This window comes from Streptomyces stoeckheimensis (assembly GCF_045822005.1).
Taxonomy (GTDB): Bacteria; Actinomycetota; Actinomycetes; order Streptomycetales; family Streptomycetaceae; genus Streptomyces; species Streptomyces stoeckheimensis.
Genome location: NZ_CP169550.1, coordinates 6,293,893 through 6,318,454 on the forward strand (window position 1 = coordinate 6,293,893; position 24,562 = coordinate 6,318,454).

Consider the following 24,562-nt stretch of genomic DNA (forward strand, 5'->3'; position numbering starts at 1 on the left):
GGCCCTGCGGGCTCGGGCCCCGGCCGGCCCGGGCCCTGCCGTCTCGGGCCCCCCGGGGCTCAGGACTCCTGCGGGGGCGGCCACTCCTGGCCCCAGTCGGCGTTCCGCGCGGCCTTGTACAGGTCGCCGTGGCGCTTGGTCACGTTGACCCGGGTCTGGCCCTCGGTCTCGGGTCCGCACAGCTCCAGCTGGACCAGCCCCTTCCGGATCTGCGGCCTGCGCGTGATCCGGGAGGCGGCCGGCTCCACCGGGAAGCGGGTGGCGGCCACGTAGCTGAACTTCTCGTCCTCGTAGGAGAGGGAGCCGCCCTTGACCTGACGGTGCAGCGAGGACCGGCTGACCCGGGCCGAGAAGTGGCACCAGTCCTTGCCGACCTCGATGGGGCAGGTCCCGTCGTGCGGGCACGGGGCGGCGACCTGCAGCCCGGCCTCGATCAGCTGGTCGCGGGCCTCGCGGATGCGCAGGTACCCCTCCGGCGTGCCCGGCTCGACCACCACCACGGCCTGACCGGCCCGCGCCGCCTCGGCGACCACCTCGCGGCGGGCCTCCGGGGTCAGTTCGCCCAGGACGTACGAGACCGTCACCAGGTCCGCCCCGGGCAGCGTCATCCCCGCCCCGATGACGCTCTGCCGCCACTCGGCGGCCCGCAGCGCGGGGGAGGAGGAGGCCGCGGCCAGCTCCTTGCCGAGCAGCAGCGCCGGATCCGCCCAGTCCAGTACGGCCGTCTCGCGCGGCCCGCCCCAGGTGGCGTCCGTGGCCCAGGCCGCCGCGCCGGTGCCGCCGCCCACGTCCACGTGCGAGGCCGGGGACCAGCCCGGGGCCGCCTCGGCGAGCCCGTCCAGGGCGGACCGTACGGCCTCGAAGGTGGCGGGCATCCGGTACGCCGCGTACGCGGCCACGTCGGAGCGGTTGCGCAGGACGGGGGTGTTGGTGGGGATCGTGCCGCGGTAGTTGGCGATCAGCCGCTCCACGGCGGCCGTGGCCTGCTTCTGCGGGAGGCCTTCGAGCAGCCCGGCGAGGGCGCTGCGCAGGGTTTCGGCGGTGGTGGTGGCGGTGTCGTTCACCCGCCAAGTTTACGGGGGCCGGGGGCGGGGCCGGGCCGGGGAAGAAGCCCCGGCCCGGCCCCGGCCGGTCAGGTCGCCGTCGGCCGGTCGCCGCCGCGCCAGGGACGGCACAGGGCGGCGAAGCAGAAGACCGCCAGGAAGGAGCAGGTCGCCTGGACCAGGGCCATCGGTACCGCCGTGTCCTCGCCCGCGATGCCGACGAGCGGGGAGGCGACGGCTCCGACCAGGAAGGAGGAGGTGCCGAGCAGGGCGGAGGCCGAGCCGGCCGCGTGCGGGGCGCGCATCAGGGCCTGCGCGTTGGTGTTCGGCAGCACCAGGCCCATCGCGGACATCAGGACGAACAGCCCGGCGCAGATCGCGAAGAGCCCGACCTCGCCGAAGACCCCGGCGGTCATGAGGAGCAGGGCGACCGAGGCCGCCGCGATGACCGCGAGCCCGTACCCCAGGACCTTGTCCAGGCTGACCCGGCCGACGAGCAGCTTGCCGTTGATCTGGCCCACCGCGATCAGGCCGAGGGAGTTGACGCCGAACAGCAGGCTGAAGGTCTGGGCCGAAGCACCGTAGATCTCCTGCACGACGAACGGGGAGGCGGAGATGTACGCGAACAGCGCCGCGAAGGCGAAGCCGCCGGCCAGCGTGTAGCCGGCGAAGACCCGGTCGGCGAACAGCCCGCGCATGGTCCGCAGCGCGGCGCCGACGCCGCCGGTCTGGCGCCGCTCGGGCGGCAGCGTCTCGCCGAGCTTCCGCCAGACCAGGAGGGTCAGCAGGGCCCCCACGACGGTGAGGACGACGAACACCCCGCGCCAGTCGGCGAAGCGCAGTACCTGGCCGCCGATGAGCGGGGCGATGATCGGCGCCACGCCGGATATGAGCATCAGGGTGGAGAAGAACCGGGCCATCTCGACCCCGTCGTACAGATCGCGCACGACGGCCCGCGCGATCACGATCGCGGCCGCGCCGGCCAGGCCCTGGAGCAGCCGGAAGGCGATCAGCAGCTCGACGGTCGGGGCGAAGGCGCAGATGGCGGTGGCGAGGACGTAGACGACCATGCCGATGAGCAGGGGGCGCCGACGGCCCCATTTGTCGCTCATCGGGCCGATCACCAGCTGGCCGAGGGCCATGCCGGCGAGGCAGGCGGTGAGGGTGAGCTGGACGGTCGCGGCCGGGCTGTTCAGGGCCGTGGTCACCGTCGGCAGGGCCGGCAGGTACATGTCCATGGACAGCGGGGGCAGTGCGGTGAGCCCGCCGAGGATGAAGGTGACGAGCAGTCCCGTCCGGCGGGCGGCCGTCAGGGGTGCGGTGGGGGAAGCGGAAGGGGAAGCGGAAGCGGAAGGGGAGGGGGTCGAAGGCGACTCGGCTTTCGAGGGCGCGGTGTTCGAGGGCGCTGTCGCGGGGCCTCTCTCCGGCATGCGGACACTCCAGTCGTATCGTCATTTCTCAGCACCCCTGCCGCCCCATGCTCTCAGCAATCGGAACGTTCCGGGACGGGAGCCGCATGTGACGTAACCTGCGGCCCCATGAACGCACGTGTGAAGCAGATCGCCGTAGTGACCGGAGCCGGATCCGGGATCGGCCGTTCCGTGGCCCTCACCCTCGCCGCCGCCGGATGGGCGGTCGCGGTGGCCGGCCGCAGGAGCGGACCGCTGGAAGAGACCGCCGAGGCCGCCAGGGCGGCCCACCCGGACGCCGAGGTGCTCTGCGTCCCGGCCGACGTGAGCGATCCGGACGCCGTGGCGTCGCTGTTCGAGACCGTTCGCGAGCGCTACGGGCGGGTCGACCTGCTCTTCAACAACGCCGGCACCTTCGGCCCGGCCGGAGTCGCACTGGAGGACATCTCCTACGAGGCCTGGCGCTCGGTGGTCGACGTCAACCTCACCGGCTCCTTCCTCTGCGCGCAGGCGGCCTTCCGGGTGATGAAGGCCCAGGACCCGCAGGGCGGCCGCATCATCAACAACGGCTCCATCTCCGCGCACGTGCCGCGGCCGAACTCGATCGCGTACACCGCGACCAAGCACGCCATGACCGGCCTGACGAAGTCCCTGTCGCTGGACGGGCGCCCGTACGGGATCGCGTGCGGGCAGATCGACATCGGCAACGCGGCCACCGAGATGACCGAGCGGATGCAGACCGGGATCATGCAGGCCAACGGACAGCTCGCGGTGGAGCCCGTCATGGACGCGTCCGACGTGGCGCGCACCGTGCTGCACATGGCGGAGCTCCCGCTCGGGGCGAACGTGCAGTTCGCGACGGTGATGGCGACGGCGATGCCGTACATCGGGCGGGGCTGAGGGTTCCCGGTCCGGGGAATGATCTTCGCGACTCGGGAGTTGAGCCGGTCATGACGAACGAAGTACTGCGCTACACCGCGTTCTCCGACGACCCGGCCGGCGGCAACCCCGCGGGCGTCGTCATCGACGCAGGCGGCCTCGACGAGGCCGCCATGCTGAAGATCGCCGCCGACCTGGGCTACAGCGAGACGGCCTTCCTCACCGCCCCGCCCGAGGGCCTGGGCGGCGAGGAGGGCCGGGCCTTCACCGTGCGCTACTTCAGCCCCAAGGTGGAGGTCCCCTTCTGCGGGCACGCCACCGTGGCCACCGCCGTGGCGCTGGGCGAGCGGATCGGCCCGGGCGAGCTGCTCTTCGCGACCCGCGCGGGCACGGTGCCGGTGTCGGTGACCCGGCAGGACGGGGCCGGCGGCCTGCGCGCCACCCTGACCAGCGTCGAGCCGCACACCGAGGACCTGGACCCGGCCGACCTCGCCGAGGCGCTGGCGGCGCTGAACTGGCCGGCCGCCGACCTGGACCCGGCGTTCCCGCCGCGGATCGCCTACGCCGGCGCCCGCCACCTGGTGCTCGGCGCCGCCACCCGGGCCCGGCTCGCGGACCTCGACTACGACTTCGCCCGGCTGGAGGCGCTGATGCGCCGCCTCGACCTGGTCACCGCACAGCTCGTGTACCGGGCGGGCCCGGCGGAGTTCCACGTGCGCAACCCCTTCCCGGTCGGCGGAGTCGTCGAGGACCCGGCGACCGGCGCCGCCGCTGCCGCCTTCGGGGCGTACGCGCGCGAGCTCGGCCTCGTCCCGGCCGACGCCGTCCTGACCCTCCACCAGGGCGAGGACATGGGCCGCCCCGGCGTCCTGACGGTCGAGCTCCGGTCCGGCGACTCCCGGGTCCGGGTGGGCGGCGCGGGGGCGCTGATCCCGTAGTGCGGATCGAGGGGGCCGACGAGGGGCCCGTCGGGGCCATCGAGGGGGCCATCGAGTACGAGGCCCTGCCCTCCGGGCTCGCCGAGCAGGTGGCGGCCCTGGAGGCGCAGGCATGGCCCGGGTCGTCCCCCGGGCACGACCCGGCGCTCGCCCCGCGCGCGGTCCTGCTCCTGGACGCCGACGGACGGGTCGCCGCCAGCCTGGCGCTGCTCCACAAGCCGGTCCGGCTCGCGGACGGGCGTACGTACCGCGCGGCCGGGCTGAGCGGCGTGGTGACCCGGGCCGACGTCCGGGGCCGCGGGTACGGCGGCCGGCTGGTCGCGGCCGCCCGCGCCCTGCTCGCCGCCGATCCGGGGGTGGACCTGGCGCTGTTCAGCTGCGACCGGGAACTGGTCCCGTTCTACGAGGCGGCCGGTTTCGAGGTGCTGCCCGGCACGGTCCTGGTCGGCGGCACCCCCGCGGACCCCCTCGCCACGGACGCCCCGGGCCTCGACAAGACGGTGCTCGGGGCGTTCCGCACCGGCGCCGCGGACGACGAAGGCCGCGCGGACCGGGTCCGCGCGGCCTTCACCGGCATCCGTGTCCCCCTCTACCCGGGGACGATCGACAGGCTGTGGTGAGTCAGGAGCCGCTCGGCTCCGGCTCGGGCTTCGGTTCCGCCTTCGGCTTGGTGCGGTTGCCCGGAGCCTGGGCCAGGAACAGGGCGAGCACCGGGACCAGGTACAGGGCCCACACGATGACCTGGAGCACGGTCGGGTCCGGCTGGAAGTTGAGGGTGCCCTTGAGCAGGGTCCCGTACCAGCTGTCCGGCGGGATCGCCGAGCTGATGTCGAAGGCCTTGGTGGTCAGCCCCGGCAGGAAGTCGGCCTCCTGGAGGTCGTGGACGCCGTACGCGAGCACGCCCGCGGCGACCACGACCAGCATGGCGCCGGTCCACGTGAAGAACTTCGACAGGTTGATCTTCAGCGCGCCCCGGTAGAACAGCCAGCCCAGCAGGATCGACGAGCCGATGCCGAGCAGCACGCCGATCAGCGGGCCCGCGCCGTCACCGGCCGCGTGCACCGAGCGCCACACGAACAGCGAGGTCTCCAGGCCCTCCCGGCCGACGGCCAGGAACGCCGTCGCCACCAGGGCGCCGGTGCCCATCGCGAGCGCCGCGTCGAGCTTGCCGTGGAGCTCGGTCTTCAGGTGCCGCGCGGTGCGCTTCATCCAGAAGACCATCCAGGTGACCAGGCCGACCGCGACGATCGACAGGGTGCCGCCGATCGCCTCCTGCGCCTTGAAGGTCAGTTCCTGCGTGCCGAATTCGAGGCCCGCGCCGAAGGCCAGGGACAGGGCGGCGGCCAGGCCGACGCCCAGCCACAGCGGCGCCAGCTTGTCCTTGTTCCCGGTCTTGACCAGGTAGGCGATGAGGATGCAGACGACGAGGCTGGCTTCCAGCCCCTCGCGCAGCCCGATCAGATAATTGCTGAACACTTCGGTTCTCCCGGTCCCTTACGCGAACAGCGTCCGGCCCCACCAGTCGTCCTTGTCGCGGACGCCCGGCGGGACGGCGAAGACGGCCGAACCCACGTGCTGGATGTATTCGTTGAGGACGTCGGACTTCGCCAGGTTGCGCTGGATCGGCACGAAGCCCGTGCGCACGTCGCGCTGGTAGGCGAGGAAGAACAGGCCCGCGTCGAGCCGGCCCAGTCCGTCCGTGCCGTCGGTGAAGGAGTAGCCGCGGCGCAGGATCGTCGCACCGTTGTTGGTGTCCGGGTGCGCGAGGCGGACGTGTGCCTCGGGCTTCATCGCCTTCAGGAACGGCTCGTCGCGCTCCTTGGACTTGCCCACGGGGGCACCCTCGCCCTTGTCGCGGCCGAAGATGTCCTCCTGCTCGCCCAGGGGCGTGCGGTCCCACGTCTCGATGTTCATCCGGATCCGGCGCGCCACGAGGTACGAGCCACCGGTCAGCCAGTCGCTGCCGTCGTCGGCGCCGACCCACACGTGCTTCTCCAGGGCGGCCTTGTCGGTGCCCGAGATGTTCCGGGTGCCGTCCTTGAAGCCCATCATGTTGCGCGGGGTCTGCTCGTCGGGCGTGGTCGACGAGGTCTTGCCGAAGCCCAGCTGCGACCAGCGCACCGCCGTCTTGCCGAAGCCGATGCGGGCGAGCTGGCGGATGGCGTGCACCGCGACCTGCGGGTCGTCGGCGCAGGCCTGCACGCACAGGTCGCCGCCGGAGCGGGCCGGGTCGAGGTTGTCGCCGGGGAAGAGCTCCAGGTCGATCAGGGCGCCGGGGCGCTTGCCCTCCAGGCCGAAGCGGCCCTTGGCGAACAGGCCCGGCCCGAAACCGATGGTGAGGGTGAGGCGGGAGGCCTTCAGGCCCAGCGCCTCGCCCGTGTCGTCCGGCGGGGCCTCCGGGAGGCCGCCGTAGCCGCCCTCGCCGACCGGCTGGCCGGCCGTCATCAGCCGGGCCGCCGCGGTCCAGTCCTTCAGGAGCTGGATCAGCTCGGCGCGGTCCTTCGTCTTCACGTCGAAGGCAGCGAAGTGCAGGCGGTCCTGGACGGCGCTGGCGATACCGGCCTGGTGCTCACCGTGGAACGGCACGGCCGCGCCGGCCGAGGCCGCCGAGACCATGTCGGGGCCCGAGTTCAGGACGGCGGCCGTACCGCCGGCCGCCGCCGCGCCGAGCGCGAGGCCCGCGCCGCCCCAGCCGAGGACGGTCCGGCGCGAGGGCGCACCCGCACCTGCACCCGTGCCCGCGCCCGTCTGCTCCGGCGCGCCCTGGGCCTCGTCCTGTGCGGGCTCCTGCCCGGACACCGACTCGCTCATGTGAGGATCTCCCGCCTGCTCTGCTGTTCCGGAGTTACTTCGCGACCGCGGCGGCGAGCTTCGAGAGCGGCTCGGCCAGCGCGTTGACGCCGTCGGAGAGCTCCTTGCGCTCGGCCTCGCCGACCTTGTCGTACGAGACGAACTCGTACGCGGCCTTGTTCGGGCGGTACTTCTCCAGCAGGTTGTTCAGCGCGGCGAACTGCTTGTCCAGCTCGGCGGTGAGCGCCGGGTCCGTCTTCGAGGTGACCGGCTTGAGCAGCTCGTACGCCTTCTCCGCGCCCTCGACGTTGGCCTTGAAGTCGACCAGGTCGGTGTGGCTGTAGCGCTCTTCCTCGCCCGTCACCTTGCCGGTGGCGACTTCGTCGAGGAGCTCCTTGGCGCCGTTCGCCATCGAGGTGGGGGTGATCTCCGCCTCGCCGACCTTCTTCCGCCACACGGCCAGGTCGGCCATCAGGGTCTCGGCGAGCTTCTTGTCGTTGTCGTCGATCTTGTTGCCCTCGAAGAGGGACTTCTCCAGCTTGTGCCAGCCGGTCCAGTCCTTCTCCGGGTCCTGGCCCGCCTCCAGGCCGTCCTCGCGGACGTCGACCTTCGGGTCGATGTCACCGAAGGACTCGGCGACCGGCTCGGTGCGCTCCCAGCCGATGCGCGAGGGGGCGTACGCCTTCTTCGCGGCCTCGACGTCGCCGGCCTTGACCGCGTCCGCGAAGACCTGCGCCTTGGGGATGGTCTCGTCGGCCTGCTCCTGCACGTACTTGCGGTACGCGGCGACCGCGGCGTCGGCCTCGGGGCTGCGCTTCACGGCGGCGCCCGAGCCGGTGGCCTTGACGCTCTGGCGGATGCCGTCGCCCTTCATGCCGGGCTTGCAGGCGATCTCGTAGTCGCCGGCCTTGAGCTCGGCGGTGATGGTGGCCTTGGTGCCGGGGCCGATGTTCTCGCGCTCGGCGACGATGCGGTCGTCGGGGAAGAGGATGTAGAGCTCGGTGACCTTGGAGCCCTTGTTCTCGACCTCGAAGGCGACCTTGCCCGCGGGGAACTCCTTCGCGGAGACCTCGCAGGAGGAGTCGGAGGCCGCCACCTTGATGGTGCCGTCGCCGGACGCGTCGCTCTTCTCGGAGCAGCCGGTGACCGCGGTGAGGGCGGCCACGACGGCGGCCGCGGTGGCGACGGTGAGGCGGACGGGGCGCATAGGGGGCTCCTGGCAGTCTGGCGTTCGGCAGACGGCCGCCCCGATCGGGTGGGGGCAGCCGGTGAGGCGGACCTAACTTAACCGAGGCTTACCTGACCCATACCCGCACGTCCAGTGATTCAGCCCACACCTTCGGACACCGGACACGGGGCCGTCACGGGTGCCCCACGCCAGCCCCATGGCCGGGTCAAGCGGAGGTCAAACCCAGCTGGCCGTTCCGTACTGCGAAACGCTCCCCTCCGGGCTGCTCCGGCCCGCCGTCCCTTACGGGGACCACCAACGGTGCCCCGGTGCGCGGGTGCGGGAGCACCTCCACCGGCTGGCGGTAGACCCGGCTCAGCAGCCCGTCCTCGAACACCTCCGCGGGCGGGCCGTCCACCGCGATCCGGCCGTCGTGCAGGACGGCGACCCGGTCCGCGTACGCCGCCGCCAAGCCCAGGTCGTGCAGGACCACCACGACCCCGTCCCCGGCAGCCGCCCGTTCCCGGCAGATCCGCAGCACCAGCTCCTGGTGGCGCAGGTCCAGGGCCGCCGTCGGTTCGTCGAGCAGCAGCAGCGGGGCCCCCTGGGCCAGTACGCGGGCCAGCGCGACCCGGGCCCGCTCGCCGCCGGAGAGCCCCGAGAACGGGCGGGCCGCGAAGCCCGTCACCTCGGTGGCGGCCATGGCGGCGGCCACCGTCTCCTCGTCGCCGTCGGCCGTCCCGGTGCCCGCCCAGGGGGCGCGGCCCATCCGTACGACGTCCTCCACGGGGAAGGGGAAGGCCAGTTCGGCCGATTGGGGGAGCACCGCCCGGCGCAGGGCCAGCTCGGGAGCCGGCCAGCCGCCCACAGGGCGCCCGTCGATCCGCACCTCCCCGGAGCCGGCCGGCAGGTCCCCGGACAGGGCCGCCAGCAGGGTGGACTTGCCCGCGCCGTTCGGCCCGACCAGGGCCAGCACCTCCCCGGCCCGCACGGTCAGCCCGATCCCGGCGAGCACCTCGCGCCCACCGAGCCGTACGTGCAGGTCCGTGACCTCGGCGAGCGGCGCGCCGGGGGCCGGCCGGGCGGGAACGGTGCGCTTGTTCCTGCCGAGGCGGAGTGCGGTGAGGCCGTAACGGAACCGGACGCTCATGCCCAGCCTCCTTGCTTGCGACGGGTGCGGCGCAGCAGCCAGAAGAAGAACGGGCTGCCGAGCAGGGCGGTCAGGACTCCGAGCGGCAGCTCGGCGGGCTGGGCGAGGGTCCGGGCGGCCAGGTCCCCGGCGACCAGCACCACGGCTCCGGCGAGCGCACTGCCGGGCACCAGGAAGCGGTGGCCCGGACCGTTGGCCATGCGCAGCAGGTGCGGCACGAGCAGCCCGACGAAGGTGATGATCCCGGCCACGGCGACGGCCGCCGCGGTGAGCAGCGCGACGACCAGGATCAGCGCGAGGCGCAACCGCTCCACGTCGACGCCGAGATGGCGGGCGGGACGCTCGCCGAGGGACAGCAGGTCCAGCTTGCCCGCGTAGAAGGGGGCGACCAGCAGGCCGGCCAGCGCGCAGGGGAGTACGGCCAGCACCTTGGGCCAGGTGGCCTGGGCGAGGGAGCCGAGCTGCCAGAAGGTGATCTGGTTGACCTGGCCGCTGTCCGCGAAGAAGACGAACAGGCCGATCAGCGCGCCCGCGAAGGCGTTGACGGCGATGCCGGTCAGGATGAGGGTGACGACCTCGGTCTTCCCGCCGTTGCGGGACAGCAGGTACACGGCGCCGACGGTGACCAGCCCCGCGACGAACGCGCAGGCGGTGATGGTCCAGTTGCCGAAGAAGGTCAGGCCCAGCCCGATCGCGGCGACCGCGCCGACGGCCGCGCCCGCCGAGATCCCGATGACCCCGGGCTCGGCCAGGGGATTGCCGAACACACCCTGCATCAGCGCCCCGGCGCAGCCGAGACTGGCCCCGACGAGCAGCGCGAGCACCACGCGCGGCAGCCGTACGTTCCACAGCACGCTCTCCCCGACCCGGTCGAGGGCGGCGCCCCCGAGGCCGAGGCGGTGCTGCACCGACCCGACCACCTCCCCGAGCGGGATCTCGTAGGCGCCCACTCCGGCGGAGACCAGCACGAGGAGCACGAGTACGGCGACCAGTCCGCCGGTGAGCCAGGCGGAACCCCACCGCCGCCGGGGCGGTGCGCCGGCGGCGGTGGGGGCGGCCCGGGGCGCCGCCCGCTCGGGAGCGGGAAGGGGGTCCGCTCGGGGCGGCGTCCCGGGGGCTTCGTAGGAGAGGGGCACGTCAGGAGGCCTTGCCGTAGAGCTGGGTGATGAGGGAGGCCAGGACCTGGTCGGTGCGCGGGCCGTAGTTGAGCAGGACCCCGTCGTCGACCGTGACCACCCGACGGTCCATTCCCGCCGGGGTCTGGGCCACGCCCGGGATCTTGACCAGCCCGTCCACGCCGCCGACGGACTCCAGGCCCTTGGACATGACGAGGATGGCGTCGGGCGCGGCGGCCGCCAGGGCCTCGCTGGTGATCGGGGTGAAGTCCTTGCCGAGCCCGGACTCCGGGCCCGTGTCCAGCGCGCCGGCCGCCTCCAGCAGGGAACCGGCGCCGGAGTCGGAGCCGCCCATCAGGTACACGGAGGCGGTGCCGCGCAGGTAGAGGAAGGCCACGCGGGGCTTCTTGCCCGAGGCGGGCAGGGTCTTGCGGGCGGCGGCGATGCGGTCGGCGGTGCGCTGGTTGAGCTGCGCACCGGCCTCCTTGACGCCGAGCGCGGCGGCGACCGCGTCGGTCCGCTTCGCCACGTCGTCCAGGGACTTGGCCGGGGCCACCACCAGCAGCGGGATGCCCGCGTCGCGGATCTGGGCGAGCGCTTCGGCGGGGCCGGAGGTGGTCTCGGCCAGCACCAGGGTCGGACGCAGCGACAGCACGCTCTCGGCGGAGACCTCGTGGCCCCGCGTCACCACCGGGAGCTCCGCCGCCTGTTCGAAGGTGGCGGTGATGTCCTTGGCGACGACCTTGGGGCCCAGTCCGAGGGTGTACACGATCTCGCTGAGGCCGCCCGTCAGCGGGATCACGCGGTCCGCCGAGGTGACGGTCACTTGGACGCCGTCCGCCGAGGCCACGGTCGCCGGAAGCGCGGGTACGGGCGCCTGCGCGAGGGGTTCCACCCGGTCGGGGAGGGCCGGGGCTCCGGCTCCGGTGGCGGGGGAGGGGGCGGCCGTGCCTCCGCAGGCGCTCACGCCGAGTGCCAGGACCACGGAGGTCAGGGCGACGGCGAAGCGGGACATGCGGGTTGACGCGGCGGGCGTAGGCACGAAGGCACCGTCCTGATCGTCCGACTGGGGTGGTGGACCCGGTTCGCTGGGGGTGGAGACCCGGTTCGAGGTTCCGGGTGCCAGGGGGGTTTCACACCCGGCGGAACGTAGCTTAGGTTAGCCTAACCTTGCTCGCTAGACCCTGGAGGGGACATTCATGTCCGCTAGCCCCGTCCGCGCGTCCGCCGTCGCCGTGCTGGCGACCCTGGCGGCCCTGGGAGCCGTCCTGCTCCCGGCGCCCGCCGCCCAGGCCGCGGGCCGCACCGTGGAGGGCGGGCGACTCGACTGGGGCATCAAATCCTCCTTCCAGAGTTATGTCACCGGGCCGGTCGCAAAAGGCGGGTTCAAGCTGAAGAACGGAGCCGCCACGGCCGGCGGCAGCCTGTTCCGCTTCCACTCCGCCAGCGGCTCCTACGACCCGGACGGCGGCTCCCTGGAGGCCTCCTTCAGCGGCGGCGTCACCTTCCAGGGCCACCAGAAGGCGGACGGCACGTACGAACTGGACATGAGCGTCAGTCGCCCCACCGTCAAGATCGGCGGCGGCAGCGGCACGCTCTACGTGGACGTCTCCAGCAAGGCCAAGGAGGGCGGAGCGGTCACCACCGCCTCCCAAGTGCCCTTCGCCAAGCTGAACCTGGGCGGGGTGAACATGAAGGGCGGCACCAGCCCCGTCGCCCTCGCCAACGTCCCGGCCACCCTCACCGACCAGGGGGCCAAGGCCTTCGCCGGCTACTACGCGGCCGGCGCGCAGCTCGACCCGGTCTCGCTCTCCGTGGACGTCAAGGCGGCGGCGGTCGAACAGCCCGCCTCGCCGGCGGCCTCGCCCAGCACTCCGGCCGGCTCCCCGTCCCCGCAGGCCGCCGGGCAGTTCACCGACGCGGCCGTGGACTGGGGGGTGCGGCGCACCTTCCGCGAGTACGTCACCGGCTCCATCGGCCAGGGCGCGTGGAAGCTCGCCGACGGCGCCCAGGACGGCGGAGCGCTGTTCCGCTTCCCGCAGGGCAAGGGCGCCTACGACGGCGCGAAGGGCACCCTCGACGCCGCCTTCGCCGGCTCCGTGCACTTCACCGGGGCCCACCTCGACCTGAAGCTCGCGAAGATCACGGCCAAGGTGGAGAACGGCAAGGGCGTGCTGTCCGCGGACGTCACCACCGGCACGGACACCAAGCCCGCCGTCCCGCTGGTCGAGTTCGACGCCAAGGGCCTCACGGCCGAAGGCGGCCTCGCCACCCTCGCCGAAGCCCCGGCCACCCTGACCGAGGGCGGAGCCCAGGCCTTCAACTCGATGTACAAGGCCGGCACCGAGATGGACCCCGTCTCCCTCGCGGTCGCCCTCGACGGAACCGCGAAGCTCCCGGCCCTCCCGAACCTCGGCTCCACGGCCACCCCGTCGGCCCCGTCCCCGCCCACCGCCGCACAGCCGGCCGCGCCGTCCTCCTCGAACACCGGCCTGTACGCCGCCCTGGCGATAGCCGTCCTCGTCCTCGCAGGCGGAGCAACCTTCCTGACCCTCCGCAACCGCAAGAACCAAGCCCCGCACACGGCCCCCACGCCGACTCCGGCCCCGAACGCGAGTGCCGAGACTCCGGCCCCGGCCGCGGGTGCTGAAGCCCCGGCCGCCCCGGCAGCCGGGACGGCCGACTCCTCCGACTCCCCGGGTCCCTCCGGGGGCGACGGGGCCGCCCCGCGCGGCTGATCCGCGCCCCGAACCCCTCCCGCCCGCCCGGCCCTTGCACAGGGCCCCCTACGGCCCGCATCCGCCGGGCCCCCGCGACACCTCCGCAGTGCGGGCCCGGGCTCGCCCGAACCGCCCGGCCCGCACGCCCCGTACACCCGTACAAGCCCCGCAGGGCCCCGCACCGCCGGGGCTCGGCTTCGCCCTGCCCCCGCAGGCCCCGCACCACACGCCTTCCGCCCCCTCCACCCCCGTTACAGGAGACCCGCCATGTCACCGACCCGCCGTCCCCTCGCCCTCGCGGTCGCCGTGGCCACCGCCGTGGCGATCGGCGCCACCGCGCTGGTCCTGCCCGCCACCGCGGCGGGCAGCGCCCCCGCCGCCCCCGCCGCCGCGGCGCAGGGCGCCCCCGCGACGATCCCGGTCCTCGGCGGCACCCTCGACTGGGGCGTCCTGGAGAGCTACCGCACCTACGTCACGACCATCGCCCAGGGCCGGATCACCGTCGCGGACGGTGCGAAGAAGACGGCCAAGGGCTTCACCTTCGTCTCGGCCACCGGCCAGTACGACCCGGCGACCCACCTCGTGACCGCCGGCTTCAAGGGCAGCGTCACCTTCACGTCGGCCGCGCACCACTTCGAGGTGAAGCTCGCGAACCTCCGCATCGACACCGGCAAGAAGCTGCTGATCGTCGACGTCACCCGGGACGGCGCGCTCACGAAGGACGTCGGCTTCGCGAAGGTCGCCTTCACCGGGCCGTCGATGTCCGGCCTGGCCACCACCCTGACCGCCGATGCCGCCAAGCTCCTCGGTTCGGACGGCTACAAGGACAAGGCGGGCGACCCGCTGACGGCCGTACTGGAGTTCCCGCCGCCGCCCTCCCACGGCCCCTCCCCGTCCGCCTCGGCCTCGACCTCCCCGTCCCCCTCGCAGAGCCCCTCCCCGTCGGCCTCCCCGTCGGCCTCGGCCTCGGCGTCGCCCTCCCCGTCGAAGCCGGCCACCCCCTCCGCCTCCACCAGCTCCCCGGCGACCGGCGGCCCGCAGCAGATCCTCGACGGCAAGCTGGCCTGGGGCGTCAAGGAGTCCTTCCGCCAGTACGTGCAGCGCGCGGGCGGCACCGTCACCCCCACCGACGGCGCGGTCGCGAACGGCGACAGCTTCGCCTTCGCCGGAGGCAAGGGCACCCTCGACACCAAGGCGCGGAAGCTGAACGCCACCTTCGCCGGCAACCTCCGCTTCCAGTACGCGGCCCACGGCATCGACATGACCTTCGGCAACATCCGCGTCAACGCGGAGGGCGCCAAGGGCACGCTGATCCTGGACGTGAAGACGGCCGCCGGGGTCAAGGCGAACATCCCCTTCGCCACGCTCGACCTCTCGAAGGCCGCGTACAAGACCAAGAGCGGCGTCCTCACCCTGAACGCCGTGCGCACCGCGCTCACCGCGGAGGGCGCAGCCGCCTTCGCCAACGACACCACCGGCTCCATGTACCCGCCGGGCACCCGGGCGGACGACGTCAACCTGACCGTCTCCGTGACCAAGGGCGCCGTCCTGCCCACGAGCCCGGCCGGCACGGGCGGCAGCACGGGCGGCACCGGCACCACCGGAGGCACCGGCACCACCGGAGGCGGCGGCACCGTCGGAGGCGGCCTCGCCGCCACCGGCGCCGAGATCCCGGCCGGCACGCTGCTCGGCTCCTCCGCGCTCATCGTCGCCGCGGGCGCGGGTGCGGTCTACGTCGCACGCAGGCGCCGCACGGCCCAGAACTGACCGTTCCTAGCGATGTTGGCCGCTAATGGCCGGATCGCTGTAAGCCGGGCTAGCCGGTTGTCTCCCCGAACGGTCTTGGGAGACGGGGAACAGCGTGAGCTGGTCGCTTCGGTCCCGGCAGGTCTTGCCACCTTCGTTGGGTGTGCCTGTGGTCCTTGGCGGGCTCGCGGTCCCGCGTGCCCTCGGTGCGGTGACGGTCTGGCCGGTAGCTCTCCGCGCGACGATCCTCTGGTCGTGTGCGGTCACACCTGGCCGACGCCGTGTCCCGTGTCCGAGGGCGCGTCTGCCGATCGCCACGGCCGCCGCGTGGTGGCCGGTGACGACGGTGGTCTTGGATTGCTGCTGGAGCGGCTGCTTCCAGTGCTGGGCTCCCCAGCGGCTGGTGTAGGCGGGGTCGACGGCGATGACGACGAGTCCGGCGTGGTGGGCCATGCCGGACAGTCGGTCGCGGAATCGTCCGGTCGGCAAGCCTGCGACGGTGCGGCGGAACGTCTTACCGCGTTTGCCGCGGCCCATGGTCTCGCGGCCGGTGGCCCGGGCGTCGGTGAAGCCGAGATTCTCGATCGCCAGACCGGCGCAGCCGTGCTGGTGTGCGAGGCGGATGAGTTCGCTGATCGCGGCGCGCAGGCGTCCGTCGCGCTGGGATGTGGGGCCGGTCAGGTCGGTGGGCACAGTAAAGGGTTCGCCGACGGGATTGCCGTGGGTGTCGATGATGCAGGCGGCGAGGTGTCCGGCGTTGAGGTCGACCGCGAGGAGCCGGACGCTGGTTGCGGCCAGCTCGGCGGGCGTGGGGAGGGCTGTCGCCGGGGTGGACCAGGAGGCGTCGAGGTACCAGCGGCCGCGTTCGGGGTCGCACACGATGTCGTATCGCACCGAGCGGTTGGCGGTAGTCCGGTCCAGCCATTCGCCTTGGCGGTGGTTGAAGGTGACGGTGCAGGCGAGCCGGTAGCGGCCCCGCGGTGCGTTGGCGAGGTGCCGGAGGGGTTCGGGCAGGACGAGAGTGATCGTACCGTCAGCCGGGTCAACCGTGATCGTGTAGTTCCCGTACGGCGCCCCCGACTCCCCGTCAGCGGTCAGGAACATGCGTTCCGCATCCCACCGCTCCCGCCAGCGGGATTCGGTGAGACCGGCTTCGGCGAGGTTGTGCCTAACCTTTGCGAGCCAGCGGCCGCCGACCACTACGGTTGGGTGCCCGGCCTCGATCCGCCGCTCCACCTCGGCGAGGCGTGCGGTGAGGACCTGCAACCGGCACTGCTTCTGTGTCCGCTCGGCCTGGCTCGGATAACCCCGGACACCATCCACCTGCTGACCGCACGGCACCGCCAGGCGCTTGCCGATCTTTGCGATGGTCCGGCGCAGCGAGGTCCACTCGTCGAACAGGCACCGCAGAGACAACTGGTACTGGTCCTCTGACACGCGAGTCATCGCTCCCGCCCACCGGGACGATGAGACTGCCGTCAGCGCGCGTTTACGTTCTGCCCGCCGGTTCTCCTTCACCGGAACCCTGCCGGTACGCACCCGCTCGGCCAGATCAGCACGGGCCCACCGGCCAAGATGCTCACCGACCATCCGCACAATCTCAACATCACGGGCAGACAGGCGCAGACGATCCCGGATACGCGCACCCGCGGGAGCCGACACAGTGAACGTAGCGGCCAGCATTCGCAGTGCACGCTTGCGCCGACCCCTACCCCGCGCCACCAGCCACCCCCTCCCGATCCACCCAGCGGCACTAACGTTCCCCACTCACACTGGCGTCCCGACCAGGACCACGTACCGATAGCACCCCGCGTTCACCCGCACGAGTCCGCCGATGATCAACCATGACCAACAACCGCATCAAAAGTTGGCCACCCGTGCTTCAATTCCGGCGTGAACGATCTCGACGTCCTGAGGGTCTTCTGCGCGGGTGACGGCAGCCACGGCAACACGCTCGGCGTCGTACGCGACGGCCGGTCCTGCCCCGACGACGCCTCCCGGCAGGCGCTGGCCGCCGAACTCGGCTACAGCGAGACGGTGTTCGTCGACGATCCCGAGCGCGGGATCGTCGACATCCGCACCCCCGGCACCCGGATGTCCTTCGCCGGGCACCCGTTGGTCGGAGTCGCGTGGCTGCTCGACATCGAGGAGCTCCAGCCCCCGGCGGGCGCCGTATGGGCGCGCGACGACGGGGAGTTCACCTGGATCACCGCCCGCCCCGAGTGGGTCGAGGGCAAGCGCACCGAGCAGTACGCCGACGCCGCCGCGGTCGATGCGCTGCCCGGCCCGCCCCCGGGCGAGGGCTGGCTGTACGCCTGGGCGTGGGAGGACGAGGCCGCGGGCCGGATCCGGGCCCGCGGTTTCCCGCGCCGCCCCGACGGGGTGATCGTCGAGGACGAGGCCACCGGCTCGGCGGCGATCCTGCTGACGGCCGAACTGAACCGCGCCCTGAACATCACCCAGGGCGCGGGCTCCCAGATCCTCACGGCCCCGGGCCCGGACGGCACCGTGGAAATCGGCGGCCGCGTCCGCTTCGCGAAATCCAGCCTCGCCGGGGTGTGAGGCGCGGGTTTCGGGGTGCAGCCCCAGGCTCTGGGGGCTGCACCCCAGGCCGCGGTGCGGGCCGCGCCGCAGGCCGCCGCGCCCCGGGGGGCGAAGCCCGGAAGGGGGGGTGGGCCCGTCGGGCCCACCCCCCTTCCCCGTTCAGCCCGCCGCAGGCGTCACGCGCTCAGCGGGAACTGCTCGCCCAGCTCGCGGAAGACCGCGCCGTTGTAGTCGAAGGCGCGCTTGCACTCGTCGATGATGCGCTGCTTCTCCAGATCGTCCGCGGCGATCGTGTCCAGCAGCTCGCGGTAGGTCCGCTTGAAGGCGGCCGGGTTGGAGATGTCCGCGAAGACGTAGAAGCGCACGCCGTCGCCCTTGCGCTCGAAGCCCCAGGTCCGCTCCGCCTTGTCGCGGATGATCTGGCCGCCGGAGAGGTCGCCCAGGTAGCGGGTGTAGTGGTGGGCCACGTACCCGCCCGGCCAGGAGGCGGCGCACTCGGCCACGCGGGCCGCGTAGGCCTCGGTGGCGGGCAGCGCGACCAGGGTCTCGCGCCATGCGGGACCCCGCAGGTGGGCCAGGTCCCGCTCGATCTCGGCGAGGCGCATCAGCTCGGGCTGTATGAACGGCCCGGCCACGGCGTCGTCCTTGAGGGCCTCCGCGGCGTCCTCCAAGGCCTTGTACACGAACCACAGCTGCTCGGTGTAACGCGTGTACGCGTCCACCCCGAGCCGGCCGCCGAGCAGGTCGCTCATGAACGTCGAGGTCTCTGCCTCGGTGTGCTGCTCGTGCGAGGCGACACGGATGACGGTGGAGAAGGCGTCCAAGGCGGACCTCCGAGAAATCGGAAGAAAGGGGTGCCGGGCGTGGCGGCCGCGCCGCCACACCCGATCTTCCTACTTAGGCTTACCTAAGTCAATGTGTTCCCGACGCCTTGTCGGTAAAAACCTCCGCGAGCCGATTTCCTCGGACCGGTGCCGGGTCAGGGCAGCGTCAGGATCTCCGCCCCGGTGTCCGTGACCACCAGTGTGTGCTCGAACTGCGCGGTCCGCTTCCGGTCCTTCGTGACCACCGTCCAGCCGTCCTCCCACATGTCGTACTCGTGGGTGCCCAGGGTCAGCATCGGCTCGATGGTGAAGGTCATCCCGGGCTCGATGACGGTGGTGGCGTGCGGGCTGTCGTAGTGCGGGACGATCAGGCCGGAATGGAAGGACGAGTTGATCCCGTGACCGGTGAAGTCGCGGACGACGCCGTAGCCGAAGCGCTTCGCGTACGACTCGATGACCCGGCCGATGATGTTGATCTGCCGGCCCGGCCTGACGGCCTTGATGGCCCGGTTCAGGGCCTCGCGGGTGCGCTCCACGAGCAGCCGCGACTCCTCGTCCACGTCCCCGCACAGGTACGTGGCGTTGTTGTCGCCGTGCACCCCGCCGATGTACGCGGTCACGTCGAGGTTGACGATGTCGCCGTCCCGCAGGACGGTCGAGTCGGGGATCCCGTGGCAGATGACCTCGTTGAGCGAGGAACACAGGGACTTGGGGAAACCGCGGTAGCCCAGCGTCGAGGGGTAGGCGCCGTGATCGCACATGAACTCGTGGGCGACCCGGTCCAGCTCGTCGGTGGTCACCCCCGGCGCGATCAGCTTGGCGGCCTCTTCCATCGCCTGGGCGGCGATCCGGCCGGCGATGCGCATGGCCTCGATGGTCTCGGGCGTCTGCACCTCCGGTCCGGTGTACGGAGTGGGCGCGGGCTTGCCCACGTACTCGGGCCGGCGGATGTTTCCGGGAACGGAACGGACGGGAGTGAGCTCGCCTGGTACGAGCAGCGACTGGCCAGACATACGAGCGAGTGTATCGAGCGGGTATGGGGCAGCATGGCGACAGAGAGAGGAGCCTGACGATGGCCCTGTTCAAGAAGCGCCAGGTGGGCAAAGCGGGCGAGTGGTACTACTGCCTGGTCCACAAGAAGGTCGAGGAAGGCCCCGAGTGCCCGGCGAAGGACCGTTTCGGCCCCTACGCGACACCCGAAGAGGCGAACCACGCCATGGAGACGGCGCAGGAGCGCAATCTCGAATGGCAGAACGACCCCAAATGGAACGACAAGACGCGCGAAACCGAAGAGGGAACCGGCACCCCCTAGCCACCAGAGCTACCAGCGGCTGGGCGGCGGCGCGGCCAGCTGGTCGGCCAGCCGCGCCAGCCGGTCCCGGAACCGCTTCGGCCCGCGCTGCACCGGCAGGCTGTTCTCCCCGGCCGCCGCGCTGACCAGGTGCTGCACGGTGTCCAGGTCCAGCTCGGCGGTCCCGTCCGGTACGGACAGCACCTCGTGCGCGAGCGTCCCGAGATCCGGGTCCCCGCCGTCCAGGGACAGTACGGTCGCCCCCGCGCGCCGGGCGCCGTGCACCCGCTCCAGCAGCCCGTCCCCGGGCTGCTCCGGAGCCACCACCAGCAGGGTGTGACCGCGCCGGGCCGCCTCCAGCCGGCTCAGGCCGACCGACAGGTGCGGGGCGTCACCGGGCAGCACCTGGTGGCGTACGAGCGTGGGCGCCAGCTCCGGCAGCCCCGACCAGGCGGCCTCGTCGACCAGGTGCGCCGCCAGGTGCCAGGGCTCGTACTGCTCGGTCCCGACCAGCAGCAGGTTCCCGCCGGCCGGCACGACCGACCGCCGCAACGTCCCGGCGAACCGGCGCGCGGCGCCGGGCCACTCCGTACCGGCGAGCACCTCGCGCAGCAGCGCGACTCTCACGGCGTCCATATCGGCATCCTGCCGCATGGAAGGGACAAACGGGAGCCGTTCCCCCCATCTCCCACCCCACCTGCGCCCCGCCCCGCGACCGCTTCGGCATCTCCGGCCGACTGGGGCATCTCACAGCGTCCGCGCATTCGCCTCTGACGATCTCGCGGCTACCCTCGCCCCCATGACCTCCACAGACAGCACGCAGCAGCCCGCGCAGGCCCCCGCGAAGGCCCCCGCCAAGGACCCGTGGGACCTTCCCGACGTCTCCGGCCTCGTCGTAGGCGTCCTCGGCGGCACCGGCGACCAGGGCCGGGGGCTGGCCTACCGGCTCGCCCGCGCCGGCCAGAAGGTGATCATCGGATCCCGTGCCGCCGACCGCGCGCGGACCGCCGCCGACGAGCTCGGCGGCGGCCTGCTCGGGCTGGAGGGCGCGGACAACGCCGAGTGCGCGCGCCGTAGCGACATCGTGATCATCGCGGTGCCGTGGGAGGGCCACGCCAAGACCCTGGAATCGCTGCGCGAGGACCTCGCCGGCAAGCTCGTGGTCGACTGCGTCAACCCGCTCGGCTTCGACAAGCAGGGCGCGTACGCCCTCCAGGTCGAAGAGGGCAGCGCGGCCCAGCAGGCCGCCGCCCTCCTGCCGGACTCCCGCGTCACGGCGGCCTTCCACCACCTCTCGGCGGTGCTCCTCCAGGACGAGTCGATCGACGAGATCGACACCGACGTGATGGTCCTCGGCGAGGTCCGCGCCGACACCGACATCGTGCAGGCCCTCGCCGGCCGGATCCCGGGCATGCGCGGCGTCTTCGCGGGCCGCCTGCGCAACGCCCACCAGGTCGAATCCCTGGTGGCCAACCTCATCTCCACCAACCGCCGCTACAAGGCCCACGCGGGCCTGCGCATCACGGACGTCTGACCGGCCAGGCCCACCAAGGCCACCAGCCCCGCCCGTCCGCCCGGCCCACTCGGGACCGGGCGGACCGGCCGGCCCCCTCAGCCGCGCCGCCCGCCGCGCCCCTCGACGGGGCCCAGCTGCGCCACCACACCCTGGTAGAAGCGCTCCACGGCATCGTCCACGCTGCGGATGAACCCGGACTCCGTGTTCCCCCGCGTGCTCCCCATCCCCTTGAGCAGCGACAGCCGGAACCCGACGACGGCCGAGCCGTCCGCGGGCAGCAGATCGCCCGGCTCGGGCCGCAGCCGCTCCAGCGTCCCGCGCGGCCCGCTCCCCGGCCCGGCGCCCGGCCCCGTGCCCGGCGCTGCTGACAAGAGGCTCTCCACGTGCAGGTCCGCCGGAGCCCCGTCGAGCAGCTTCAGCAGCCGCTTCACCATCACCAGTGGGTACGCGCCCTCCGGGGCCGGCACCTCCACGGACGTCCGCACCTTGGAGGTCCTGAGGTCGGCGCTCACCGCGATGACACTGCTGGTCCCGTCGACGCGCAGCTCCGCGGAGAGCTTTCCGTCCGCGCACAGCCGGTCCGCCGCCGCGACCCGCCGGGCCTGCGGATCACTGCCCCGCCGGGCCCGCTGCACCGGCAGCGCCTTCTGCCCGAGCTCCCCGCCGAGCCGCAGGCAGACCTGCCGGATCAGCCGCTCCCAGCTCTCCACGACCTCCACGGTCCGGGCGTCCCCGAGGCCGAGGGTCTCGTCCTCGATGCCCTTGCGTACGGGCACCCAGGCGGCGCCCATGTTCTGGAAGCCGTGGCAGCCGGACTGCTCGTGCCGCAGGTACTCCAGCAGTTCCTGCAGGAGCCAGGCGTGCGCGGCGTTGCCCACGCCCTCGTGGCGGATCAGCATCTGCGCCTGGTGGGCGACCTCGGCCCAGGACAGGTGCCAGAGGCTGACCTTGTGCTTGCGCCGGCCGTCGACCTTCACCTCCACCATGGGACGGCCCTCCAGGGCCACGTCGTTGGAGAGGGTGATCACGGCCTCGTAGCCGCGGCGCGCGGCGATGTCCATGTACGCCTGGACCTGCTCCGCCTTGAGCGGGTTGCCGTTCGTCTTCGTCTCCACGAGCGCCGTCCACAGCTTGCCCGCGCGCTCCACCCGGATCACCCCGTCCGGGCGCCGCGGGGCGTCCCCGTGGGGGAGGGAGACCTCCGTGAAGGTCTGCATCCGGCCGGCGGGCGCGCCGAACCCGGCGGTGAGGCGGCGGCCGAACTCCGGCACCTGCGCCATGACCGACAGCAGGACCGAGGTGGCGCGCACCTCCCGCTCCCGGTCGCTCTTGAGGGAGGGGACGGGGAACAGGCGGGCCTGGCTCCAGGACTCGTTCTCGGCGAGGGACTTCTTGGCCACCTTGGGCAGGGTGACCTTCTTCCTGGTCGTACGGGGACTGCGGCCGCGGGTCTGCGCCGGTACGGCGCCGGGGGCTGCGGCCTCGGCGGCGGCCCCGGCGAGAGGTTCGGCGACGGGCACGGCGGCCGGGGCGTCCGCCGCGGCGACGGCCGTTCCTGGGTCCTGCGCGGGTTCCGCCGGGGCGGTGGCCTCCGCCGGCCGCCCCTCACCCGCGAGCTCCGCTTCCTCCGCCCCCTCCGGTTCCTCGGCGCCCTCGGAGTCCTCCAGCACAGGGATGCCGAAGTCCGTGGCCAGTCCCGCGAGGCCGGTCTCGTACCCCTGGCCGACCGCGCGGAACTTCCACTCCTCGCCCCGCCGGTACAGCTCGCCGAAGATGAAGGCGGTCTCCACGCCCGCGTCGTCGATGGAGTAGCCGACCAGCGGTTCCCCGGAGCGGTCGGCGACCGTCATCCGCAGGTCGTCGAGGTCCCCGAAGCGCGCGCCGGCGTACCGGCTGGCCGCCACGACGATCCGCGCGACCCCTTCCGGGACCGCCGTCAGGTCCAGGCTGATGCGGTCCTCGTCGCCGTTGTCGGCCGGCACCTTGCCCAGCAGCTGCACGCTTCCGTCCGCGGCCGCCGGGTTGTTGTAGAAGTAGAAGTCGTTCTCGTCGCGGACCTTGCCGTTCTCGTCCAGCAGCAGCACCGAGACGTCGGCGTCGCCGGCCCCCGAAGCGCTGCTCCAGCCCAGGCTCACGACGACCGCCCCGGCGTCCTCGCTGAGGGCGGTCAGGCTGACGTTCGCGCCCTTCGGGATCTCCTGCATGTCTTCCCCCCGGTCCTTCCGCACCCCCGTGCGCGGTGCGTCTTCGGCGAACCGTAGCGGCGGGAGGAGGAAAAGATCACGGGATGGGGGAAATCAGCCGGACGGGAGCACGCCGGGGCATGGGGGACACTGGAGGAGCTTGAACCGCTTCAGTGTCTTCGAGGAGCCCCCACCATGCCCCGCCTTGCCGTGTTCGCCGTCGTTCTCTGCGTCCTCGCCGTGGCCGCCGCCGTGGTCTCCTTCGTCGAGGGCAGCCTGCTCGGGATCGCCTGGGTGCTGATGGCGGGCGTCACCTCGAACATGGCGTGGTTCTACGTGCGCAAGGCGAAGATCGAGAAGGCCGCGGCAGCGGCCCGCACCGCGGGCTAGGACGCCTGGCAGAAGCCGTTGGTGTCCTGCCAGAACTGGTAGAGGTCGCGGCCGCAATACGCCTCCAGCTCGCTCACGCCCAGGGCGGACAGCACGCCGTACACCGCGTCGAAGAAGTACGCGTTGATCTCCGGGATCCACAGCAGCGCGAACACGGCCAGCAGGCCGAACGGCGCCAGCGGGGCCACCTCGCGGCGGATCCGGTGGGAGAGCCAGGGCTCGATGATGCCGTAGCCGTCCAGGCCCGGGACCGGCAGGAAGTTCAGGATCGCCGCCGACACCTGGAGCAGCGCCAGGAAGCCGAGCGCGAAGCGGAACGGGATCGGGACCCCGTCCAGGGCGTTCATCCAGAACGGGGCCGTGCAGACGGCCGCGAACGCGACGTTCGTCAGCGGGCCGGCCGCCGAGATGAGGCTGTGCCGCCACCGGCCCTCGATCCGGTCGCGCTCGATGTACACCGCGCCGCCGGGGAGACCCAGACCGCCCATGATCACGAAGAGGACGGGCAGGATGATGCTGAGCAGCGCGTGCGTGTACTTGAGGGGATTCAGCGTCAGGTAGCCCTTCGCGTCGACGCTGAGGTCGCCGCTGTGCAGGGCGGTGCGGGCGTGCGCGTACTCGTGCAGGCACAGGGAGACGATCCAGGCCGCCGTGACGAAGAGGAAGACGGCCAGCCCGGTGCTGGTCGAGTACCCCGTCCACACCGCCCACCCCGTGACCGCCATGACGGCGAAGATGCCGATGAACACCGGACTGATCCGCCGGTCGCCGCGGTCGTGACTGCGGGGGTGGCTACGGTTCTGACTGCCCTGGAAACCCATGCGGCGAACCTATCCCGGAGGCGGCGCCCGATGGG

General features: G+C 72.6%; 23 protein-coding genes. 9 read left to right on the forward strand and 14 right to left on the reverse strand.

Going from position 1 to position 24,562, the window contains the following annotated elements; translation table 11 throughout:
* Nucleotides 1-59: 59 nt before the first annotated feature.
* Together ACE1OC_RS28535 and ACE1OC_RS28540 are read right to left on the reverse strand one after the other, a co-directional pair.
* Complete coding sequence (locus ACE1OC_RS28535) at nucleotides 60-1,064, reverse strand: small ribosomal subunit Rsm22 family protein (protein WP_407839413.1); 1,005 nt, start codon at nucleotides 1,062-1,064, stop codon at nucleotides 60-62.
* Nucleotides 1,065-1,132: 68 nt separating this feature from the next.
* On the reverse strand, nucleotides 1,133-2,473 hold the full coding sequence (locus ACE1OC_RS28540) for a Bcr/CflA family multidrug efflux MFS transporter (protein WP_407839414.1): 1,341 nt from the start codon (nucleotides 2,471-2,473) through the stop codon (nucleotides 1,133-1,135).
* Nucleotides 2,474-2,581: 108 nt separating this feature from the next.
* Between ACE1OC_RS28540 and ACE1OC_RS28545 the strand changes: the two genes are divergently transcribed.
* Genes ACE1OC_RS28545 through ACE1OC_RS28555 form a run of 3 tightly spaced genes read left to right on the forward strand, consistent with a single transcriptional unit; the run spans nucleotide 2,582 to nucleotide 4,889 of the window.
* The gene (locus ACE1OC_RS28545) at nucleotides 2,582-3,352 is read left to right on the forward strand and encodes an SDR family oxidoreductase (protein ID WP_266958399.1); all 771 of its coding nucleotides are present in this window, start codon (nucleotides 2,582-2,584) and stop codon (nucleotides 3,350-3,352) included.
* 50 nt (nucleotides 3,353-3,402) lie between these two features.
* Complete coding sequence (locus ACE1OC_RS28550; RefSeq protein ID WP_267039278.1) at nucleotides 3,403-4,269, forward strand: PhzF family phenazine biosynthesis protein; 867 nt, start codon at nucleotides 3,403-3,405, stop codon at nucleotides 4,267-4,269.
* Nucleotides 4,269-4,889, forward strand: coding sequence for a GNAT family N-acetyltransferase (locus tag ACE1OC_RS28555; RefSeq protein ID WP_407839415.1), 621 nt, complete (start codon nucleotides 4,269-4,271; stop codon nucleotides 4,887-4,889). The genes ACE1OC_RS28550 and ACE1OC_RS28555 overlap by 1 nt, the downstream gene beginning before the upstream one ends.
* Nucleotide 4,890: 1 nt before the next feature.
* Here ACE1OC_RS28555 and efeU read toward each other — a convergent pair whose 3' ends face one another.
* The 6 genes from efeU to ACE1OC_RS28585 all read right to left on the reverse strand — a co-directional run bounded on the left by efeU (nucleotide 4,891) and on the right by ACE1OC_RS28585 (nucleotide 11,507).
* The gene (gene efeU / locus ACE1OC_RS28560; protein WP_407839416.1) at nucleotides 4,891-5,745 is read right to left on the reverse strand and encodes an iron uptake transporter permease EfeU; all 855 of its coding nucleotides are present in this window, start codon (nucleotides 5,743-5,745) and stop codon (nucleotides 4,891-4,893) included.
* Between the two features lie 18 nt (nucleotides 5,746-5,763).
* Nucleotides 5,764-7,080, reverse strand: a complete 1,317-nt coding sequence (gene efeB / locus ACE1OC_RS28565; protein ID WP_407839417.1) for an iron uptake transporter deferrochelatase/peroxidase subunit — start codon at nucleotides 7,078-7,080, stop codon at nucleotides 5,764-5,766.
* 34 nt (nucleotides 7,081-7,114) lie between these two features.
* Entirely contained in the window at nucleotides 7,115-8,266 is a 1,152-nt protein-coding gene (gene efeO / locus ACE1OC_RS28570) for an iron uptake system protein EfeO (protein ID WP_407839418.1), read from the reverse strand.
* A gap of 187 nt (nucleotides 8,267-8,453) precedes the next feature.
* Nucleotides 8,454-9,377: a heme ABC transporter ATP-binding protein gene (locus ACE1OC_RS28575; protein WP_407839419.1), complete on the reverse strand. Its 924-nt coding sequence runs from the start codon at nucleotides 9,375-9,377 to the stop codon at nucleotides 8,454-8,456.
* Nucleotides 9,374-10,513: a FecCD family ABC transporter permease gene (locus tag ACE1OC_RS28580; RefSeq protein WP_407839420.1), complete on the reverse strand. Its 1,140-nt coding sequence runs from the start codon at nucleotides 10,511-10,513 to the stop codon at nucleotides 9,374-9,376. The genes ACE1OC_RS28575 and ACE1OC_RS28580 overlap by 4 nt, the downstream gene beginning before the upstream one ends.
* Before the next feature lies 1 nt (nucleotide 10,514).
* Nucleotides 10,515-11,507: a heme/hemin ABC transporter substrate-binding protein gene (locus ACE1OC_RS28585; RefSeq protein WP_407841707.1), complete on the reverse strand. Its 993-nt coding sequence runs from the start codon at nucleotides 11,505-11,507 to the stop codon at nucleotides 10,515-10,517.
* Between the two features lie 184 nt (nucleotides 11,508-11,691).
* Between ACE1OC_RS28585 and ACE1OC_RS28590 the strand changes: the two genes are divergently transcribed.
* Both ACE1OC_RS28590 and ACE1OC_RS28595 read left to right on the forward strand, forming a co-directional pair.
* Nucleotides 11,692-13,230 carry an HtaA domain-containing protein gene (locus tag ACE1OC_RS28590; RefSeq protein WP_407839421.1) on the forward strand — a complete coding sequence of 513 codons (1,539 nt, stop codon included), beginning with the start codon at nucleotides 11,692-11,694 and terminating at the stop codon, nucleotides 13,228-13,230.
* A gap of 249 nt (nucleotides 13,231-13,479) precedes the next feature.
* Nucleotides 13,480-14,979, forward strand: a complete 1,500-nt coding sequence (locus ACE1OC_RS28595; protein WP_407839422.1) for an HtaA domain-containing protein — start codon at nucleotides 13,480-13,482, stop codon at nucleotides 14,977-14,979.
* A gap of 6 nt (nucleotides 14,980-14,985) precedes the next feature.
* Here ACE1OC_RS28595 and ACE1OC_RS28600 read toward each other — a convergent pair whose 3' ends face one another.
* Nucleotides 14,986-16,548, reverse strand: a complete 1,563-nt coding sequence (locus ACE1OC_RS28600) for a hypothetical protein (protein WP_407839423.1) — start codon at nucleotides 16,546-16,548, stop codon at nucleotides 14,986-14,988.
* Nucleotides 16,549-16,851: 303 nt separating this feature from the next.
* Between ACE1OC_RS28600 and ACE1OC_RS28605 the strand changes: the two genes are divergently transcribed.
* A complete protein-coding gene (locus ACE1OC_RS28605) occupies nucleotides 16,852-17,520 on the forward strand; it encodes a PhzF family phenazine biosynthesis protein (RefSeq protein ID WP_407839424.1) in 669 nt (222 codons plus the stop codon).
* Nucleotides 17,521-17,678: 158 nt separating this feature from the next.
* Here the strand turns inward: ACE1OC_RS28605 and ACE1OC_RS28610 are convergent, their stop codons facing one another.
* Both ACE1OC_RS28610 and map read right to left on the reverse strand, forming a co-directional pair.
* Nucleotides 17,679-18,326, reverse strand: coding sequence for a heme oxygenase (biliverdin-producing) (locus tag ACE1OC_RS28610; protein WP_351375793.1), 648 nt, complete (start codon nucleotides 18,324-18,326; stop codon nucleotides 17,679-17,681).
* Nucleotides 18,327-18,481: 155 nt separating this feature from the next.
* Complete coding sequence (gene map / locus ACE1OC_RS28615) at nucleotides 18,482-19,339, reverse strand: type I methionyl aminopeptidase (protein ID WP_250743671.1); 858 nt, start codon at nucleotides 19,337-19,339, stop codon at nucleotides 18,482-18,484.
* 59 nt (nucleotides 19,340-19,398) lie between these two features.
* On the opposite strand from map, the gene ACE1OC_RS28620 reads away from it, so the two are divergent.
* Nucleotides 19,399-19,638 (forward strand): hypothetical protein, encoded by a 240-nt coding sequence (locus ACE1OC_RS28620; RefSeq protein WP_407839425.1) that lies wholly within the window; start codon nucleotides 19,399-19,401, stop codon nucleotides 19,636-19,638.
* Between the two features lie 9 nt (nucleotides 19,639-19,647).
* On the opposite strand, the gene ACE1OC_RS28625 is transcribed toward ACE1OC_RS28620, so the two are convergent.
* The gene (locus ACE1OC_RS28625; protein ID WP_407839426.1) at nucleotides 19,648-20,253 is read right to left on the reverse strand and encodes a hypothetical protein; all 606 of its coding nucleotides are present in this window, start codon (nucleotides 20,251-20,253) and stop codon (nucleotides 19,648-19,650) included.
* 163 nt (nucleotides 20,254-20,416) lie between these two features.
* Here ACE1OC_RS28625 and npdG point away from each other — a divergent pair, with 163 nt between their 5' ends.
* Nucleotides 20,417-21,151 (forward strand): NADPH-dependent F420 reductase, encoded by a 735-nt coding sequence (npdG, locus tag ACE1OC_RS28630; protein WP_407839427.1) that lies wholly within the window; start codon nucleotides 20,417-20,419, stop codon nucleotides 21,149-21,151.
* A gap of 77 nt (nucleotides 21,152-21,228) precedes the next feature.
* Here npdG and ACE1OC_RS28635 read toward each other — a convergent pair whose 3' ends face one another.
* Nucleotides 21,229-23,337, reverse strand: coding sequence for a TerD family protein (locus tag ACE1OC_RS28635; RefSeq protein WP_407839428.1), 2,109 nt, complete (start codon nucleotides 23,335-23,337; stop codon nucleotides 21,229-21,231).
* Between the two features lie 174 nt (nucleotides 23,338-23,511).
* Between ACE1OC_RS28635 and ACE1OC_RS28640 the strand changes: the two genes are divergently transcribed.
* Nucleotides 23,512-23,706, forward strand: a complete 195-nt coding sequence (locus tag ACE1OC_RS28640) for a hypothetical protein (RefSeq protein ID WP_407839429.1) — start codon at nucleotides 23,512-23,514, stop codon at nucleotides 23,704-23,706.
* Here the strand turns inward: ACE1OC_RS28640 and ACE1OC_RS28645 are convergent.
* Nucleotides 23,703-24,527, reverse strand: coding sequence for a site-2 protease family protein (locus ACE1OC_RS28645; protein WP_407839430.1), 825 nt, complete (start codon nucleotides 24,525-24,527; stop codon nucleotides 23,703-23,705). The two genes, ACE1OC_RS28640 and ACE1OC_RS28645, sit on opposite strands and share 4 nt — an antisense overlap.
* Between the last annotated feature and the right edge of the window lie 35 nt (nucleotides 24,528-24,562).

What these genes read in the sequence shown, in the direction of transcription:
- efeB (WP_407839417.1), bottom strand. Translation starts at nt 7,080, where the DNA reads ATGAGCGAGTCGGTGTCCGGGCAGGAGCCCGCACAGGACGAGGCCCAG.
- ACE1OC_RS28550 (WP_267039278.1), top strand. Translation starts at nt 3,403, where the DNA reads ATGACGAACGAAGTACTGCGCTACACCGCGTTCTCCGACGACCCGGCC.
- efeO (WP_407839418.1), bottom strand. Translation starts at nt 8,266, where the DNA reads ATGCGCCCCGTCCGCCTCACCGTCGCCACCGCGGCCGCCGTCGTGGCC.
- ACE1OC_RS28540 (WP_407839414.1), bottom strand. Translation starts at nt 2,473, where the DNA reads ATGCCGGAGAGAGGCCCCGCGACAGCGCCCTCGAACACCGCGCCCTCG.
- npdG (WP_407839427.1), top strand. Translation starts at nt 20,417, where the DNA reads ATGACCTCCACAGACAGCACGCAGCAGCCCGCGCAGGCCCCCGCGAAG.
- ACE1OC_RS28640 (WP_407839429.1), top strand. Translation starts at nt 23,512, where the DNA reads ATGCCCCGCCTTGCCGTGTTCGCCGTCGTTCTCTGCGTCCTCGCCGTG.
- ACE1OC_RS28620 (WP_407839425.1), top strand. Translation starts at nt 19,399, where the DNA reads ATGGCCCTGTTCAAGAAGCGCCAGGTGGGCAAAGCGGGCGAGTGGTAC.
- ACE1OC_RS28590 (WP_407839421.1), top strand. Translation starts at nt 11,692, where the DNA reads ATGTCCGCTAGCCCCGTCCGCGCGTCCGCCGTCGCCGTGCTGGCGACC.
- ACE1OC_RS28585 (WP_407841707.1), bottom strand. Translation starts at nt 11,507, where the DNA reads ATGTCCCGCTTCGCCGTCGCCCTGACCTCCGTGGTCCTGGCACTCGGC.
- ACE1OC_RS28645 (WP_407839430.1), bottom strand. Translation starts at nt 24,527, where the DNA reads ATGGGTTTCCAGGGCAGTCAGAACCGTAGCCACCCCCGCAGTCACGAC.
- ACE1OC_RS28625 (WP_407839426.1), bottom strand. Translation starts at nt 20,253, where the DNA reads ATGGACGCCGTGAGAGTCGCGCTGCTGCGCGAGGTGCTCGCCGGTACG.
- ACE1OC_RS28600 (WP_407839423.1), bottom strand. Translation starts at nt 16,548, where the DNA reads ATGGTCGGTGAGCATCTTGGCCGGTGGGCCCGTGCTGATCTGGCCGAG.
- ACE1OC_RS28575 (WP_407839419.1), bottom strand. Translation starts at nt 9,377, where the DNA reads ATGAGCGTCCGGTTCCGTTACGGCCTCACCGCACTCCGCCTCGGCAGG.
- ACE1OC_RS28595 (WP_407839422.1), top strand. Translation starts at nt 13,480, where the DNA reads ATGTCACCGACCCGCCGTCCCCTCGCCCTCGCGGTCGCCGTGGCCACC.
- ACE1OC_RS28635 (WP_407839428.1), bottom strand. Translation starts at nt 23,337, where the DNA reads ATGCAGGAGATCCCGAAGGGCGCGAACGTCAGCCTGACCGCCCTCAGC.
- ACE1OC_RS28545 (WP_266958399.1), top strand. Translation starts at nt 2,582, where the DNA reads ATGAACGCACGTGTGAAGCAGATCGCCGTAGTGACCGGAGCCGGATCC.
- map (WP_250743671.1), bottom strand. Translation starts at nt 19,339, where the DNA reads ATGTCTGGCCAGTCGCTGCTCGTACCAGGCGAGCTCACTCCCGTCCGT.